The organism is Armatimonadota bacterium (assembly GCA_013314775.1).
Classification (GTDB): Bacteria; Armatimonadota; Zipacnadia; order Zipacnadales; family JABUFB01; genus JABUFB01.
On sequence record JABUFB010000010.1, the window covers coordinates 295,727 to 313,964 of the forward strand.

6 protein-coding genes are annotated in these 18,238 nt (G+C 63.7%); 5 read left to right on the top strand and 1 reads right to left on the bottom strand.

What is annotated here, in order from left to right:
• Positions 1-22 precede the first annotated feature (22 nt).
• The 4 genes from HPY44_14090 to HPY44_14105 all read left to right on the top strand — a co-directional run bounded on the left by HPY44_14090 (position 23) and on the right by HPY44_14105 (position 4,381).
• On the top strand, positions 23-433 hold the full coding sequence (locus tag HPY44_14090) for a hypothetical protein (protein NSW57139.1): 411 nt from the start codon (positions 23-25) through the stop codon (positions 431-433).
• Positions 434-562: 129 nt separating this feature from the next.
• Positions 563-2,479, top strand: a complete 1,917-nt coding sequence (locus HPY44_14095) for an exo-alpha-sialidase (GenBank protein NSW57140.1) — start codon at positions 563-565, stop codon at positions 2,477-2,479.
• Between the two features lie 82 nt (positions 2,480-2,561).
• On the top strand, positions 2,562-3,176 hold the full coding sequence (locus tag HPY44_14100; GenBank protein ID NSW57141.1) for a PAS domain-containing protein: 615 nt from the start codon (positions 2,562-2,564) through the stop codon (positions 3,174-3,176).
• 89 nt (positions 3,177-3,265) lie between these two features.
• Positions 3,266-4,381, top strand: coding sequence for an exo-alpha-sialidase (locus HPY44_14105; protein NSW57142.1), 1,116 nt, complete (start codon positions 3,266-3,268; stop codon positions 4,379-4,381).
• A gap of 20 nt (positions 4,382-4,401) precedes the next feature.
• On the opposite strand, the gene HPY44_14110 is transcribed toward HPY44_14105, so the two are convergent.
• Positions 4,402-13,020 (bottom strand): carboxypeptidase regulatory-like domain-containing protein, encoded by an 8,619-nt coding sequence (locus tag HPY44_14110; protein ID NSW57143.1) that lies wholly within the window; start codon positions 13,018-13,020, stop codon positions 4,402-4,404.
• Between the two features lie 703 nt (positions 13,021-13,723).
• On the opposite strand from HPY44_14110, the gene HPY44_14115 reads away from it, so the two are divergent.
• Positions 13,724-17,686, top strand: coding sequence for a PAS domain S-box protein (locus HPY44_14115; protein ID NSW57144.1), 3,963 nt, complete (start codon positions 13,724-13,726; stop codon positions 17,684-17,686).
• Positions 17,687-18,238: the final 552 nt, after the last annotated feature.

Sequence of the window (18,238 nt, forward strand, 5' to 3'; positions counted from 1 at the left end):
GCCCTGCCTCTAGGTGACCTGATTGCCAGTACGCTGGAGTCTCGGCCTGATCATCGCGGCAGCAACGTCAGCATGCTGTGCTCCGGCCTGGCAGGCCCATCCGGGGTGGGATCTGCTCGCCCGGGAGCGCCCGCGCGAGGCCGGCGCGTCCTTCGCGGACTCGCTGAAGCAGGCGGCCGGTGCGCCAGGGGAAACTGAGCTTGCCGAGGGCCTGCGCCTGGGCTGGTCAATTTCCGTCGCTACCGCAGCGCTTGATGTTCTTCGTGATGTACCGGCGACGGCGCCTGAGACTGACGCGGGGAAGTGCGCCCGGAAGCTACTAGTGATGCTGGGTCAGGACGACCGCGAGAGAGCCCGGGCATGGGCCGAGAGAGGTGGCTCGCCCTGGAAGGAAGCGCTGGGCAAGCGGATCACTCTCTCTCGGAAGGGATAGCGACTGCGTTCCGGTTTCGCCAACAAGTACACGTGGACCTCGCACGCGGGAGCAGAAGGACAGGGCGGCACCGGATGGGAAATGTCTTGAGTGGACTATCGGGACACTGCCCAACGAGGGGACCACACCATGCCGAAAGCCCTTCCCTGCATATTCGCCATTGTGCTCGCCTGCGCCGTATGCCAGGCAGCCCGCTTCACCGACACATTCTCCACTGGCCCAGGCGATATGGACCGCAAGCCCTTCGTCTGGGACCAGTTCAATGCCTACCGAGGCGCGGGGTCGGTCTGGCAGGCCAAAGACGGGTACATTCAGTACCGCGCCGAAGACTGCACCGGCACCTATACGGCCCTGAGCTTTCCCAGCGCCGGCATTGACGTGAGCGATGACACCACGTGGAGCGTCGAGGTTGGCTTCCAGCACGTCTCGGGCACGGCCCCCAAGGAGTACATCTACGTGGCGTATCTACGCTGGAACACTCCAGAGCTGGGCCGGATGCGCATTGTGGGCCTTTGCTACGACCCCGAGAAGCGCGAACTGTGGTTATACAACTCGGTTTCGCAGGAGGGGCCTTTCCCCGCCGACCTGTCAGGCCACTTCCACCCGGTCCGCGTAACGTGTGAGCAGAAGACGGTGCGCATCTACGCCGACGGGAAGCTGGTCGGCGGCCCGATTGCGCTGAAGGACCGTGCCTACGGCGCGGGCGAAGAGTTCTTTCTTGGCCCGCTCACGAAAACCGAGAAACACACCCTGGACTGTCGCTGGGATTACCTGGCGTTCACCGATGAGGGCGCCTTCGTTCCGGGAGTCGACGCCTGGAACCCGGCAGCGGATACCGAGCCCGTCGCGGAAGGGCTGAACCTCGTGGAATACCCGGACATATTCAGGCAGCCGCCGTATCCCGGCATCACCGTGATCTCGAAGGAGAAAGGCAACGACCGCTGGGAGCAGGCCATCCCCGAGCACATGCGCAAGTACCGGGCCGTCATGAAGGCCACGCCCAACCCGATCATGGTGCCCGAGTACCGCTATCCCGGCGAAGATGGCCCCAGCAAGCAGAATGTCTACCAGAACGCATGGGCGCTCAAGTATGACGAGAACCGCAGCGTCGGCAATGCCATGCTCACCCGGGGCGTGGGCGACACCGCAACCGGGTTCGTGGACTACAAGATGTGGTATCGGGTCTCCACTGACGGCGGGAACACTTATACCGATCTTCGCCCGATCATTCAGCAGGGCGAACAGTATTCCCCCATGCACCCCATCGAGTACGTCTATGTAGGTAAGAACAGCTTCTGTTACGCAACCATCCCCGGCATCATGCTCAGGATGACCAACGGCCAGATCATTTTCCCGTGCTACTATGCGCCACTCGACGATGAGGGCAATTACTACAACCCTCTGAATGCCTACACATTCTCGCGGGTCTGTTGCTTGATCGGCACCTGGAATGAGACCGGCGACGACCTCATCTGGGATGTGAGCGAGCCGGTGATCCTGGAGCCGGAACAGTCTTCACGCGGCGCGGGGGAATGTGCGATCATCGAACTCGCAGGCAAGCCGGGGCATCTCTTCATGGTGATCCGCGGCTCCAATGAGCCTAATCCCACGGGCAAGATCCCGGCGTACAAGTGGAAGACGCTTTCCACCGACTACGGGAAGACCTGGTCGAAGTGTGAGCCTTTCACTTTCCAGGGAGGCGAGACGTTCCTGTCGCCGGCCGCGTGCTCCAGTCTCATCCGCAGTTCGAAGACCGGCAAGTGTTACTGGGTGGGCAACATCAGCCGTACGCTGCCCAGAGGCAACTGGCCCCGGTACCCGCTGGTCATTGGAGAAGTCGACGAAGAAACCCTCTGTCTTCGACGGGAGACGGTGACCATCATCGACGACCGCAACCCCGAGGACCCGCCAGACTTGCAGCTCTCCAACTACAACCTCATCGAAGACGAGAGAACAGGGGAGTTCGTGCTCAACCTGAATCGGTGGTCCTCCGATCCCGGGGCTCCGGGAGCGGGAACCCATACCTACGTTATCCGTGTTGAGTGAAGTCTCAGTCCAACCGGCCCCGGGGGGCCCCGCTTGGGTCCGGCGGCATGCGCACAATCCCACCCTCCGGAGGGACCCTACCGTGGACCAACCTTCCTGTGATATCGAACTCGACCTGCTCAAACTCATGGTCGAGGCAATCCCCGTGCCCGTATTCATCATCGACGACGACCTGCGGATCCTCTACGCGAACCCGACGGGCATAGAGATGCTCTGCCATGACCGCAAGGTCCTCATCAACCGCCGCTGTGGCGAGGTGTTCCACTGCACCCACTCCCTCGAGACCGAAGGCGGCTGTGGGCGAGACGCGCACTGCCGCGACTGCGCGATCCGCAGGGCTGTCAGGGAAGCCTGCGCCACGGGCGGAGTTTCCCGTGGCTTGGCATACATCAACCGCGCCTCATGGACAACCGACGCATACACGCACTGCCTCGTCACAGCCTCGGGGTTCATGTGGGAGGGCCGGCGCCTCGCCACTCTCACGCTGCATGATGTGCCGGAATTCGTTGAACGCTCGGGTCTCGTGCCCATATGTGCCTGGTGTCACAAAATGCGCGCTCCGGGGGGAGACTGGCAATCCCTGGAGGATTACCTGGGCGAGCAGTTGAGGGTCGGCGTCACCCACGGTATGTGCCCTGACTGCGCGAAAAAACTCGCGGCCGAGAAAGACGAAGAGCTGCCGAACGGCCCGAAGTAGCCACTGGGGATGCCGTGGCCTAGCGGCTGACCGATCCCGACGACCTGTGGTTCCCCCGCAATGGGCGGACATGACCGGAGGGAGATGCCATGCTGGAGAAGCAGGACCTGTTCCGCGCGGGTGAATACGGGTACCACAACTGCCGCATCCCGACACTCGTGGTCTCACCGGGCGGCGCGCTTGTGGCCACCGTGGAAGCCCGGCGCGGGCACGGCGGCGATTACGATGACAGCGACCTGTGTATGCGCCGCAGCACCAACGGCGGCATCACCTGGGACGCGCCCACGGTTCTCGCATCCAACGCCGACTACGGCCCGGGCCCCATGAACAACTGCTCCATGGTGGCCGACCGCGACACAGGCGCGGTTCACGCGCTCTTCTGCCACGACTACGCGCGGGTTTTCCTCTGCCACAGCGAAGACGACGGCGCGAGTTTCAGCACCCCGGAAGAGATCACCAGCGTCTTCGACGAGTTCCGCTCCGACTACCCGTGGACTGTCTGCGCCACAGGGCCCGGCCACGGCACCCAACTGCGCAACGGGCGACTGATCGTGCCCGTCTGGTTATCCGAGGGAACGGGCGCCGAGTTCGGACCAGGCCACCGGGGACACAGACCCTCGGCAGTGACCCTCATCTACAGCGACGACCACGGGGCAACCTGGCAGCGCGGCGAGATCGTCTGCCGTAATGGAGACGCGGTTGCCGGTCACGAAGCGAAGGACCCCAGCGAGACGGTGATGGTGGAACGCGCGGATGGTTCGGTGCTGTTCAACATGCGCAATGACGGGGGTTACCCGCGCCGGCTGACTGCGATCAGCCCGGACGGGGTGACGAACTGGAGCAGCTTCCGGTGGGATGAGGCGCTCCTGGAGCCCATCTGCATGGCCTCCATGGTGCGCTACAGCTGGCCCACGGAGGAAAGACCAGGCATCATCCTGTTCGCGAATCCGGACAATCTGGAGAAGGAGTTCGCCACTTGGGCGTATGACCGCAAGCGGGTGAGCGTCAAGCTGAGCTACGACGACGGCGCGACCTGGCCGGTCTCGCGGGTACTGGAAGAGGGCCCGTCCGGGTACTCCGACCTGCAGGTGCTCCCGGACGGGACCGTGCTCTGCTTCTACGAATGCGGGCGCGTCACTGACGAAGGTGATGACCGCTCTGTACGCCTGGCCCGCTTCGACCTGGACTGGCTCCTGGGCGCATAGGGTACGCGCTGTGACCTGCCTTACTGGGTCTTCAGGCCATACTTGTACAGCATCTTGATGAATGACGCCAGATCGCCTGCCACGGTCTCAGTGTTCACAGGCGCCCTCGAAAGCCCCTTGCTGCAGCTGAGCCCGCTGATCACCATCTCCACCTCGCTGGCCGCCAGGCCGCCAGCATCCAGGCTCTGCTCGGCCAGGCGCATCTGATCGATGGCTGCCTGCAGCCGGGGCGGTACAAGCGCCCTGGCCTGCTCTGGCGTTAATCCCTTGGACTTCGCGATTGCGTCGATGTATGGCTGTACTTGGCGGTCGAACTCCTTGGTCGCCTGCCGCATGCCCTCGGCCAGCTCGCGCTCGGCCTCCATGATCCTCCCGGCCTCGCGCAGCTTCTTCGCCTTCTCCACACGCTCAAGAACTTTGATCGCCGCCGTGTCGCCCAGGTCGTCGGCATGTCCCGCCAGTTCTCGGGCGATGGCCATGGCCTCTTCATCCCCGGCCGCCGCCGCGGCCAGAATCTCCCCGGTCTCCTTGTTCACGAGCCTCTGTGGGTCAACCTTGCCCGTATTGTAAGTCTCGGGGTTCCAGCGCCCGGTGATGGCGTGGTCCAGGTCGTCCACACCCAGTTCGGTTCCACCCATGTACCTGCCGGTCACGGAGCGCAGGTTCTTGTCGTAAATTGGTTTGACGATGTCATGGTGCACATCTTGCAGCTTCTGGATCGTGCCGTCGGGGCGCTTGCGGCAGACCTCGTACCACACGTCCCGGTCGCGCCCGACCTTGGAGGCCTTATTGCCCGTGATCTCTCTGGCCCGCACGAAGATCTGGTCCTCGGGGCAGTTGAGCTTGTTCGCGTAATGTTTTGCGGCCTTCTGCACTCCAGGTGAGTTCCGCAGTTCCTTGATGGTTTTCATGTCCACCAGGCGATTTTGGGCTTTGATGGTCCGGTTGACCTGCAGCCGCAGGGAGTCCGGAATCTTCGGGTTGTTGATCAGCGCCTGGGCCGTCTTGTTCTGCTGAAGCTGAGCCACCAGCCTGCGGAACTCCTTACGATCCGTGGTCTTCGCGAGCCGATCGATAAGGCGTTGCGCCATCTTCTCGTCAACCTTGCGCATGAGCCGCGCGGCAGTCTGGGCGGCCTCTCGCTGTCGGGCAAGGGTAATTCCGGTTGCCTTCGAGGCGTTGGATGCCCGCCCTCCCCACAGGTGTCGCTCCTTCGTGAGACCCTCCCAGATCCATTTCAGACCCTTGTGCAGAGTGGCCTGTTCCATGCCCAGCAATTGCGCGAGCTTTGCTTCTCCCGCTGCTCCCCACAGGGCCGCTTTGTTCCCGATGGCAGCCAATATCTCCCGGCCTCTCGCGGTCTGAAGGGCTTTCGCAATCCCGTACGGCCCGATAGTGAGCAGCGCGTTGAAGGCCATCCGGCCGGCGGTAATCTGCTCTCCGGACAAGCTCTCGCCGTTGTAGCCGAAGTAGGCAACGCTGTCGAACACCAGACCGGCCGCGGGCAGCATGCTGATTGCCTGCTCCGTGAGCTTCTGGTTGGCCTGTATCTGCAGAATTGCACCCTCCGCGGCCTCCTGAGCAGCCTGGTCGAACTGTCCGAGGGCCTCCATGCGGGCCTTGACGCCGGCGGCGATCATCTCCGGGTCCCCCGATGCCAGGAGCTTGAGCATCCAGGCATCGGCAGCATTTTTCATGCTCTCCTGCCACTGCTTGTCTTTGGCCGGGTCACCAGTCGGCCCGCTGCTCAAGCCGAAGGACTGCAACCAGCCGGGGAGTTCCTCGGGTGACTGCACCCTCCCGGCTTTCTCGCGCATGATCTTCCACATTTTCTCGATGTTGGTGGTGTCCACGCCCTGCATCTTGAGGCGTGCAAGAAGCTTGCCCATCTCCTCAAAGAACTCCTTGGAGCCGGGCTTCAGGTGCTCGCCGTAACGTTTGAGTTTGTCCGGCAAGCGGAACTTCACACCGATTTTCGGGCGGTTCGTGCAATACCAGTCCGACTGGCGCTGCTGGACGCAGACGCACCCACCGCGGGGACGCGCTGTCGGACGCGGTGGGAGCAATCCGGGGTCTGATCCCGGCGGCGCCTGAAGTGGAGGCGCACTACAGTCCCACTGGAACCCCGGCGCACTGGCGATCCCGTACGGTGGGACTCCCTGCTCAAGCGGCGGGACGGTGATGTCGTCGGGCAGGATCTCGTCTCCGCCGGTGCCGTCGTAGACCTCGCTTTCAGTCTCGGTCTCATCCAGCGGAGAGTTCTCGAGTTCCTCAAGGATCGCGTCATCTTCAGGACTGATCTCGGGCAGCGGCTCGTCAACGAGCTCCTCCTCAGTCTCATCATCAGCCGCGCCGCCACCAGCGCCGCCGTCCCCCAGCGGCGCACCTTCAGGCGGGATGACCTGATTGCCGTCCCCGGAGACGTCTACAGGACCGACGCCCTCCACATCAACAGTGGTCCTGGCAGGCTCGCCTTCTTCGTCCTCATCGCCCCGGTCTTCTCCCCCGGCAGGCTTATCGCCGCCGCCCGCGTCTGCGGGCTGCTCAGGTCGCTGAACGCCTCCCTGTCCTTCCTGCGGCGCCTGCCCCTGGTCCTGCCCTTGCCCATCCGCGCCGCCTTGACCTTCCGGTGCCTGAGGGCCCTGCTGCGGCTCGTCACGCTGCTTCGTGCAGTCAACGTCCACCGTTGCGCTGCCGCGCAGGCCCTTTGCATTAGCGGCGAAGACCTCCAGCGTGTTCTTGCCGAAAGACAGTCCCACAGCCAGTTGGGCCTTGCCTTGGACGGGCTTCGCAGTCACCCACGGGCCGCCGTTGGAGCGCACCCCCACCAAGACGCAGTCTGGTGCGCATGTCACGCTCACCTTCGCGGTCCGGGCGTCAATGCGCGCGCCCGCAGCCGGTTCGTCGATCCGCACCTGCGGAGCCGTTGCGTTGACGGTCACCGAACAGGTCTGGGTAGCGGCATTGCCGCTGCCGTCCACGGCGCGGAAGGTGAGTCGATGCGGCCCGGGTTGCAGAAGCGACTTTGCTACGTAGTTACCGCCCTGGAACCCCAGCGGCGACCAGAGTCCACCGTCGACGGACACACTCACCCGCGCGATTCGCACGTCGTCGGTGGCTTCGACTTTGAGCGGTACCACAGGGTCCTGGACTGTTGCGCCGTCGGCGGGCTCCAATACCTTGAGTGTTGGCTGCCCCGCATCACCGGGGACGTTGAGCGTGATGTACGCCTCGTTGTTGATGGGGTTCGCATCTTGACCCTCGCCTTGAGGGTCTACAACCATGCGCAGCCGGTGCTCGCCGGGAGTAGCATTCCAGATCAGCCGGACGGGCGTCGATCCGCTGGCCGGGATGTACTCAAAGCACTTGAAGTCAACTTCCACCGGGGTCTGCCCCGGATCTGCGACCTGCAAGGACACGCCAACGCAGTATCCGGGCACCGCGCCGAGATTGCGCAGAACGACACTGACCGGGACCTCTGCCCCACCTTTCACGTCTCCCTCCGCACGCATCTCGGAAGACGACAGCGCAAAGTCCGGCTTGTCTGCGATGATGCTGCTCTCCTCGCGAACCTTCTGCAGCGCCTCCTCGCGGGAGGTCGCGATTGTAAGAGCACGGGTGTTGGTGAGTCGCGCGTTCAGCTGGAAGTTGCTCGTCACCACATAGTGTCCACCGCGCAGATGGGTGGACTGGATCTCTACCACGTTCGCGCTGGGGGACCCGTCGGCGCCGAACTGAATCACCGTGGGCGGAACCTTGAAGGTGTAGTTGCCCTCGGGCAGGATGTCCTGCAGCTTCCCAACCACGGTGCCGTTCATGACCACGTCAACATTGTGTTTCTCATAGCCGTCGCGAGAGCCCGGCAGCTTGAAGTCCATCTCCAGCCAGGTCTCCAGCATGTTGGTGCGGTCCCAGCCAGTCTTGGTCTTGATGCCCGAGTAGTCGAACTGCCCGTCATTGCCGATGTCCGCGTGGACGAAGTCCACCTCGCCATTCCCGTCGGTGTCGTCGCCTACCCAGGTGATACCTTCAATCTCATCCACTACGTTCCAGCGATCCGGCTTGCCGTCTCCGTCGGTGTCCTTTGGCGACTGCTTCGCGGACCAGTCCACCACAGAGGGGTTCAGCAGTGCCCCGGCCAGTGCCCGGGCGCCCATGAGGTCCGAATCGTCGTAGGCTCCCGCATTCCCGCTGTCCGTGGGCGCGAGATCCACCGCGTACACCTGCTCTCCTTCCTTCAGGGCCAGTTCCACGGGGTGAGATGTGGGCTTCCGCAGCGCAGAGGCAATGACGTTGCCCTTGACACCGGTGTAACCCTCGAACAGCACGGGGCGCACGAGCACTTCCATAGATTGCCCGGCGGGGAAGACGCCGTGGTCAACCGCCGGATCAACGGTCAGTCCTTCATTGTCGCTGGCAAGAGACAGATCGGTCAGGCTATCGCCCGCATTCGTGAGTCTGAGCTTCATGCCTGTTCCGGACTCATCCGGCCCAAGCTCCTCCCAGACCAGCTTGACTTCGGGCAGGCGCACTTCGACCGCCACTTCCGCCTCGTCCGAGTAGCCGTTATCCGAGGTAATTCGCACCGGCACCGTGTGATTGGGGGTGCAGACGTCCTGGGCGCTGAAGACCAGCATGAATTCCCGCTCTTCACCGGGCTCCAGGCTGAAGGGCTTGCCCTCGGAACCCTCGCCCACAAAGCCCAGGAGCAGGTCAGGATCGGCGGGCCTGCCGCAGACGAGCTTGACCATCATCGGCTGCTCGGCGTGGTTGCGCACAGAGATCGGCACGCGCTGGTCGTAGTCCCGGTTGATCGTCGCGCCGTAACGTGTGCGGCCGAAGGCGAGGCCTTTCACCCGGGTCACGGTTCGCACCGGCCCAGGTTCTCCACGCCCGAGGGGCTGGAACTCGTAGGCCTGCCCGGCCTCGAGGCCCGTCAGGAGGACTGCATGCTCCCGGCCATTGTCCCCCACCGCTTCCTGCCAGGCCTCGTCACCCTTGACTCGGTAGCGGACCCGCGTTGGCCCGAAGTCCCGGCCGATCCAGCTCACGCGGACTGCATTTCCGGTAACCACAGCGGAATCGGTGGGAGTAAGGTCGAAGTACTCCGACACACTGAACTCGCGCTTCACCGTTGTCTGCAGGCCGCTCTCATCCGCGGCGGTTACGGCGAGGGTGTGCTTTTCGCCAATCAGGTCGCGCCAGGGGATGTGCGCCTCGAAAGGCGGCGCGTAGTCGGTCTCGATTGCGCGGCCATCGACGCTGAAGGACACCCGAGCAATTTTCGCACCCGACCAGCTCATTGCCCTCGCCTGGGCCGGCAGATCCGCGTCCACTACCTGGCCCTCGCCCGGGTTGTCCACCCGCACATAAACGCCTTTGCGGCGCTTCGGCCCGATGGCCTCAACCCAGATGGGCATCCGGGTCTTCGCGCCCTGCTGCGACTCCATGAGAACTGTCGCTCTGTACAGGCCCTCTGCCGGATAGCGGAACGTCGCGGGGGCATCCAACGGGATGTCCACATCCGGAGTGCCATCCGAGTTGGCGTCCACTTGCACCGCAGCGGCGCGCTCGGCATTCCCCAGTTCCGCGCGGGTGAAGCTGACCAGCGTCGGGTCGAAGGGATCAGCCTGCGCGGTCACGCGGTCCGCGCCAATGGGTCTGTCCTCCAGGTCGAACTTGACGAATCCGGGTTCGGGAGATGCGCCATTGTCGCTGAAGTCCTGAATCCTCAGGCGGTAGCGTGTGGCGCCCTTTGCTTCGAGTTCCGCCTGGAAATCCCCGGTGATACCCCACTCCGCAAGCTGCTCACCGGTGCGGTCGTCGAACAGGAATGCGCGCACCCACAGCGGCCCCGGCCTGTTGATGGTGATCCGGAACTTGCCCTCTCTGGCGACATTGAACACAAAGTGATCCTTGTCGCCCCGCTGGTCCAGGTAAAACGCCTGCGCCTCGCCGGGCGCGAGAGTGCGGAGCGGGTCCGATGCCAGGGGCTCTTTCTCTTGCGGCTCAGCGCGCTTCAGGATGGCCCTGACCGAGTACGGCCCTGGATGGCTGCCGTTGTCGCTGAACTCGCGAACCACCAGGAAGTACTGGCCCGATGCCAGCGGGATCTCCCAGTTGGCGCCCCCACCGGTTACGCCGAGATCCGCGATCTGTTCCGCCTTCTCATTGAAGAGCAGCAGCCGCGTCCATAGCGGGTGCGGCAGATGCTCCACCTTCAGCACCCCGGGGAAGTCCAGCTGGATCTGGTACCAGTCGTCATCGCCCCTGGGCATAATATTGGCCCGCACCCATTCGCCAATCTCAAGAGGCGATGCGGTGGCGGGCGTGTCATTTCGGCCCATCGCCTCGAGTTCGTCACACGGCTCCATCCAGGCGCTCAGGGTGTAGGGGTTGGGGCTTGAGCCGTTCTCGCTGAAATCACCGACCCGGACATACACAGTCTTCGGGCCGTCTACCTCAAACACGGCCTCCTCGGGCCCTTCGCCGGTCTGGCCGTTTTCGGCGAGCACATTTCCATTGCCATCCAGTACCTTCGTCCGCATCCAGATTTCGGGCGCCTTGATGAGACGGGCGTGAACCCGGCCCGCGCAGGGGATCGTCAGCGTGTAGTAGTCGGCATCGCCCTTCGGAAAGACAGTGTTGGCCACCGACTCACCGAGCGCCAGTGTCCTGACCGATGCGACCCGCCCCTCAGGCTGCGCGGTGTCGTCGAGCAGGTCGTCCTCGATCATCTCCATGCGCATGGTGTACGGCTCGGGGGACGACGAGCGGTCGCTGAAGTCCATCATCCGGACGTAGTAGACGCCGGGCGAGAGCTGAATATCCCCCAGGCCGCCGGAAGTGTGCCCCCAGTCATCGATAACTTTGTCCCGGTCGTCCAGAACCTGTATGCGTCGCCACAGTGTGGTGAAGCGCGGCGTCGAGAAGCGCACCACCGACGGTCTCCTGACCTCGAACCGGAAGTAGTCCCGATCTCCCCCCGGCGCGATGTGGCCGCGCACTTCCTCCCCGGCCCGGATGGTCCGGGCCTGCATGATCGTGTCGTTGGGCTCGAACGGGTCTGGAATCCAGGTGCAGACGACCCGGAAGAAGGTGTCGGTCAGCACTTCGGAGTCGTTGCTGAACTGCTCAAAGCAGATGATATAATCGCCCGCAGGTAGCTCGCCGCACTCCAGGGACCTGGCGGCGTCACCACCGGTAAGCCCCTGGTCGGCGATCGCGGTCCCATCAGGCTTCAGAAGCCTGATACGCGACCACTCGGTGCCCACGTGTGATTCCAGGCGCACTCTCGCCGGTATTGGCAGGCGGAAGCGGAAGTGGTCCTTGTCCCCGGCGGGCTGTATCCTGAGCTTCACCGGAGCGCCCGTGACGATCTGCTGGGCCGAGGCGATCTCGTTGTTCGGCTCCTGTTCCTCGATGAGCCCGCTCGGGTTCACACGCACTTCCACGACGCCTGATCCGATAGTGGCCGGCACCGCGGTGGGCTCATAGCCGCCGCCCTCGACGTACACAGTCACCTGTGGTCGGCATACTGCGACCGTCGAGGTCCGGATACGCCGACCGCCCCACCCGTGTGCCGGCTCCTCGTCGTTGTACCCGTGCTTGCCGCCAAAGACCCAAGGGTCATCAGCGAGATCGAGGTTGATCTTCCCGCCGACGTTCGGGTCTCCGCGCATGTACAGTTCCGACCACCGGCCGCTGAAGGTCTTGCCTTCGCGAGACAGCGCGCCTTTCATCTCGCCCTGCCAGGGGAGGAACCTGCCCACGGCGCCATCGCCGTCGCGCTCAAAGGACAGGAAATAGCCCGGGTCACACCACCACGTCCCGATCATCGTATCGAAGGGGTCTTCGGTATCCCAGTTGAGTCGCCCGACCTTCAGGCCCACGAGGCTGGCGCTGCCATCGCCACCGGTTGTGCCGCGGGTGATGACACCGTGAGGCCAGGCCTCGGCGACTGTCACCGTGGCCCCGGGCACCGGAGTGCCGGAGAGCGCGTCCTTCACTACCACCACGATGACGGCCTCGTCACTCTCGCGGGTGAGGGTGTAGGTTAGCGCTTCCATCTCCGGTTTCACTTCGGTCTCGAAAGTTCCTGTTGCGCAGCCCGGAGCGGAAACCTCGACAGAATACGTCCCCGGGGGTACCTGGAGCACCGTGAACGTGCCGTCCCAGCCGGTCACCCACTCGTAGCTGCCCTGTACTGCCGACGGGACCTTGACGGGCACCATCTTCAGCCGGGCACCGGCGATGGGCCTTCCGTCCTCGATAACAACCGTGCCGGTGAATCGCACCGGTGCCACCGGGGTCAGCAGGATCTCCAGGGGCTCGCGCTGGCCTGGGGGAAGAGTGAGCACGCGGGTGAGCTTGTTCCAGCCGATATGCTCGATGCGCAGTACCTGCTTGCCGCCCGGAACGCCGTCGAAGGTTACCGTCCCGTCCGGCGCTGTGCTGCAAACCCTCCCTCCAAGCGTAACCGCCGCTCCACCGATGGGCGTCTGATCTTGAGCTGATTTGACGCTGATGACCATTGGACCGGGCGATATTGGCGGGTCGGCCCCCCACGCAGTGTCTGGTGGGAGGAGGGACAATGTCGCGAGAATAATCGCGCACAGGGACAACAGTCGGCTCAGCATCTGGCTCTTGCCTCCATCTCGGGCTTCTGTCGCTCCATTGCCGGTCGAAAGGTGACCCGTGGATAGACATTTCGAGGAAAATCTACAGAAATCCTTCAGGTAGTGCATGTTATCTCGCATCAGGGGCACTGCTGCACGAACAACTGGCCTTCTCTCGGCCACAAAGTCGCCTCGGAGTTGCGTCAACTATCTTCTGCAAATTGGGGCCGCGGTATCCCGCCACCGTTCCTCGCTGGCCTTCCAGCGCCTCGTTCCCAGGCGGTGAATAACGCCGAAAAAGCGCTCAGCAGAGGCTCGAACACTCCAATAGCACTCCGGTGAGGGGACGCCCCCTCATCGTCTGCCCCCTGAGCTTGCGATTTCACCGTGGGGGTGCCGCACAGCACCGCTATTCGCGCGGTCGGCTGTGAGCTTGCGTCCGCGAGGCACAAGGATTCCCGGGGGTTTCAAAGAAATAGTAGCGTGTTTTGGTCTGTGGGACTGTGCTCGATCTGGAGCCGGCGTCCGTTCTGTGCACAGGCCGGAAACCGGGCGGCCGGCAGATGGCCAAGGGGGTGTTGCGATGTTGCAGGGCGTCGATCTGCCCGGACTCCAATCGCCGGGTGACCACCGGCGAAGTCGTCTGACGGCGCCCGCTGCACTCCTGGTTCTCGCAATCGCGGCGGTAACGGCCTGGCAGGTCTGGCGAAGCGAAGACCGTGACATGCGACAAGTCGCCCTCACCGAAGCCCGAATGGTTGCCAGTTCCGTCAACTGGCGCCATTGCGAGCAACTCAGCGGCACCATGGCTGACCTGGGAACCGCGCCCTATGACAGGCTCGCAGAGCAGTTGCGCCGCATTCGAAAGATGCATCCGCGGTGCCGGTTAGCCTACCTCCTGCGCCAGGACGCAAACGGCGCGGTCATTTCGCTGGTGGATTCGGAAGCTCCGGGCAGCCCTGATCACTCCCCACCGGGCCGGGTCTTGACCGCCGTCGACCCCAGCATCACCCAAACCTTCACCACCTGGCAGGGCGCCACCTGGGGCCCCGTCCGCGACAGATGGGGCGTCTGGGTCCGCTCAACCGCGGCAGTGCTGAACCCCGACACCGGGCAGCTTGTGGCTGTCCTGGGCCTGGACACCGATGCCCGGGACTGGAACAGGGTACTCCTGGCTCACGCCGCTGGGCAGGTGAGCTTGGTTCTGCTCATCGGCATTGTCATCATCGTGCTGCTTGCCTCGCGTGCGCAGGCCAAGCGTGAGAACCGCGAACTCGCACGTTACGCCTCGGCCCTGGCGGAGAGCGAAGAGAGATATCGCCGCATCGTCGAGACCGCCAACGAGGGCATTTGGGCGATGGACGGCGAGATGCGCACGACGTACGTGAACCGCCAGCTCACCGAATTTCTCGGCTACTCACCCGAGGAAATGCTGGGCCGACGAGTGGACGAGTTCATGTTCGAAGAGGACCTGGAAGAACACGCGAAGGAGATATCGCGCCGAAGCCGTGGGGAATCCAGCCGCTACGAGCGAAGATTCCGACACCGCGACGGCAGCGTGCGCTGGCTGGCGGTCTCTGCTACACCGATCATGGATGCGCTGGGTCGGTTCGCGGGCTCCTTTGCCATGTTCACCGATATCACCGAACGGCGCGCGATTGAGGAGAAATTGCGGCAGCAGGCCCTTGTACTTGACCAGATACACGACTGCGTAACCGTCACCGATCTGGACGGCGTGATTACATACGTCAATGACGCTGAAATCTCCACTCTGGGGTACTCCCGCGAGGAGCTCATCGGCAGAAGCGTGCGCCAGTATGGCGACGACGCGGCCAGGGGAGCAACCCAGGAGGAGATCATCGAGAGAACGCTCCGGGACGGGGAATGGCGTGGCGAAGTCGTCAACTACACCGCGGATGGCAGAGCCGTCATCCTGGACTGCCGAACGCGACTGGTGCATGACCTCTCCGGGAAGCCGATCGCCATGTGCGGCATCGCGACGGACATCACCGAACAGAAACGCGCGGAGGAGGCATTGCGGCAGAGCCAGGAGCGCCTCCAGAGCATTCTGCGAGTAGCGCCGGTGGGGATCGGAGTCGTCCACAACCGGGTGTTCACCGAAGTGAACCCGCGGGTCTGCCAAATGACCGGCTATTCCCGCGAGGAGCTGATCGGCCAGAATGCGCGCCTATTGTACCCGACCCAGGAAGAGTTCGAGTTCGTGGGTACAGATAAGTACCGCCAAATCGTGGAAGACGGCCTCGGGACTGTCGAGACGCGCTGGATCACGAAGGATGGTCGCATCATCGACGTCCTGATTGCCTCGACACCCACAGATCCGGATGACGAAAGCCTCGGGGTGACATTCACTGCACTGGATATTACCGAACGCAAGCAAGCCACCGAGGCCCTGCGGAAGAGCGAAAACCTCCTGCGTCGGGCGCTGGAAGTTGTGCCTGTCGGCCTGTGGATCGCCGACGCCGAAGGCAATCTCCTCAGCGGGAATGAAGCGGCGCGCAGAATCTGGGGTGCGCACCTGCTGCCGCGACGCGACGAATACGGGTTGTTCAAAGCACGCAGGCTCCCCTCGGGCGAGGAAGTCGGGCCTGACGACTGGGCCATCGTACGCACCCTCAGCGAAGGCGTGACCGTGCTCGATGAGTTGCTCGAGATCGAGACATTCGATGGCCGGACGCGGATCGTCCATAACTCAACGGCGCCCGTCATGGACGATGATGGCAATATCGAGGCGGTAATCATCGTCAACCAGGACATCACCGAGCGCGCAATCACCGAACGGGCCCTGCGAGCAAGCGAGGAACGTTACAGAATCATCACGCACACAAGCCCTCTGTCAATCATGCTGATCCGCAAGGGACGGCTCCTCTTTGCGAACCCCACCGCAGTGCGAATCTTCGGCCGCTCACAGGCTTACGAGCTTGTCGGTGCGCGTATCGGAGAACTGATCGGGCGCGAGCAGTTCAAGCGAATCGCTGACAGCCTGCAACGGCCACCCGGCGCTGAGCCTGACATGCCGATGGGGATGAGCATCACGCGCCCGGACGGAACTGTAGCCCATGTAGAAGTGGTCGCCTCACACATTCAGCTGGAAGACGGTCCTGCTATCCTGGCGATGGCCGTCGACGTCACCCAGCGCAAGCGCGCCGAGACCCAGGCCGAGCAGCTCAAGTCGGTCTTCGACCATGCCCAGTTCGGCGCAGTGATCAGCGACCTCAACGGCCGATTGACCTACATAAACCCGGCCATGGCCCATCAACATGGCTACGAGCCTGAAGAACTGCTTGGAGGCAATATCTCCGATCTTCACAGTGCTGAACAGATGGACGCTGTCGAGTCTCTCCTGCAGACGCTGCTCACGGAGGGGCGTTTCGCGCCAACTGAAGTGTGGCATCTGCACCGCGATGGTCACACCTTCCCGATGCTCATGACCGGCGTTGCCCTCTTCGACGAGGAAGGCCGCCCCACTGCACTTGCGGCCACGGCCGTGGACATAACCGACCGCAAGCGCGCCGAAGACTCCGCGCGTCTCGCAACAGTTGGACAGCTTGCGGCGGGGGTGGCTCATGAATTCAACAACCTCCTCGCAGGCCTGCTGCTGGCGTCCGAACGGGCGATGTTCAGCCGCGATATCGTCGACTATGAGCGTCTGGCGGAGATGACCCGCAGACAGGCGCTACGCGGCGCCGAGATCTGCAGGGGACTGTCAGCCTTCAGCCGACCGCCTGAGCTGACGCGCGAACCGATCCACCTCGAAACACCTATCGATTGCGCCCTTTCGCTGGCGAGCCACCAACTGAGCATCGCCGGCGTTGAGGTGGTTCGGGACGCCGGCCCTGACACCCCGCGCATACTCGCCGACGCAGGCCAACTTGAGCAGGTCTTCGTGAACCTGTTCATCAACGCCGCCCATGCCATGCCCGACGGCGGCACACTCACAGTCACTACACGTCATCTCCCCGCCAAAGACGGCCCCGGGCAGGTAGTCGCCCGGGTCAGCGACACCGGAGTTGGCATGTCACCCGAGACCCTGCGACGCATCTTCGAACCCTTCTTCACAACCAAGGGCCGCCTGGGAGAAAGCGACGTGCCCGGCACCGGCCTGGGCCTCACGGTATCCCACGGGATCGTGACGGCTCACGGGGGGACCATCGCTGTGCGCAGCGAACTTGGCAGGGGAACGACTTTCGAACTCACATTCCCGGTCTACGAGCCTGGCGAGCTCGAGACAAAGCGCTCGGACTCCACCCGGCCGATGGATTGGGGCGACACGGCGGTCGGGCACATCCTTCTTGTCGAGGACGAACCTGATGTCCGCGACACTCTCGCCGCAGTACTGCGGCATTACGGCCATCGGGTCCGCACCGCCGGGGCTGCACCGGAGGCGATACGCGAACTCGACGAGAGACAGTTTGACATCGTCATCACAGACCTGCTCCTGCCCGGGGGTGGTGGTCGCGCGGTGCTTCAGCATTGTGCGCGACTGTCCAAGCCGATTCCTGTGTTAGTCGTAACCGGCCAAGACAGTGAGGACGCTGACCGGAAGGTGCTGCAGATGGGCGCCCGTGGGCTCTTGCGCAAGCCCGTCACCGCCCAGCAGATGCTCGCCGAGATCCGCCGCGTGCTCGATGAGCAACGCGCCACTGCAACCCCCGACAGCACAGCCTAGAGGGCGCGGAATTGCGTGCGAGCATCGACGCGCATGTTGCAGGCGCCCGGGGGAACTGAAGTGGCTGCGCACCGGAGCGGCTCGCCGCACTGGCACAATCGCCAGTGATGCCCGTGGAAGTCGCCTGCAATGGGACGGTGGGGGCCGCACTTCGCCTGCCCATTCGCGACTGAGTGCTCCGGCGGCCCTGCAGGGGATAGCGAGGTTCAGGCGGTGGCGGCAGAGGAATGGAGCCTCGCCCGCCTGCGCCGAAGAAGGCGTCGGTACTGGAATCCCTCAAGGCCTCTCGGTCTCCCCTATCCCCGACGGACAAGAGACTGTGGCCGTCATGGACGGCGCGGTGGTGCTCACGGAGCTGTGCGCGGAAGAGGGCTCCCCTCGCGGTGGTTGGGACGATACCGGATGAAACCTCGTGGCCGGCAGTCAGCGCGTATGGAGCCTCTGGCTCAACGCGCACCCCGATGTGAAACAGCAACGCAGCATACGCTCAGGGCCGTTGTACGAGTTGATTGAAAAGCCTCATACCCTCTACTTCCCGGTTCGCGCGAGGTG

Coding starts and splice junctions, on each gene's coding strand:
- HPY44_14095 (NSW57140.1), top strand. CDS start 563: ATGCCGAAAGCCCTTCCCTGCATATTCGCCATTGTGCTCGCCTGCGCC.
- HPY44_14110 (NSW57143.1), bottom strand. CDS start 13,020: ATGCTGAGCCGACTGTTGTCCCTGTGCGCGATTATTCTCGCGACATTG.
- HPY44_14105 (NSW57142.1), top strand. CDS start 3,266: ATGCTGGAGAAGCAGGACCTGTTCCGCGCGGGTGAATACGGGTACCAC.
- HPY44_14115 (NSW57144.1), top strand. CDS start 13,724: ATGCGACAAGTCGCCCTCACCGAAGCCCGAATGGTTGCCAGTTCCGTC.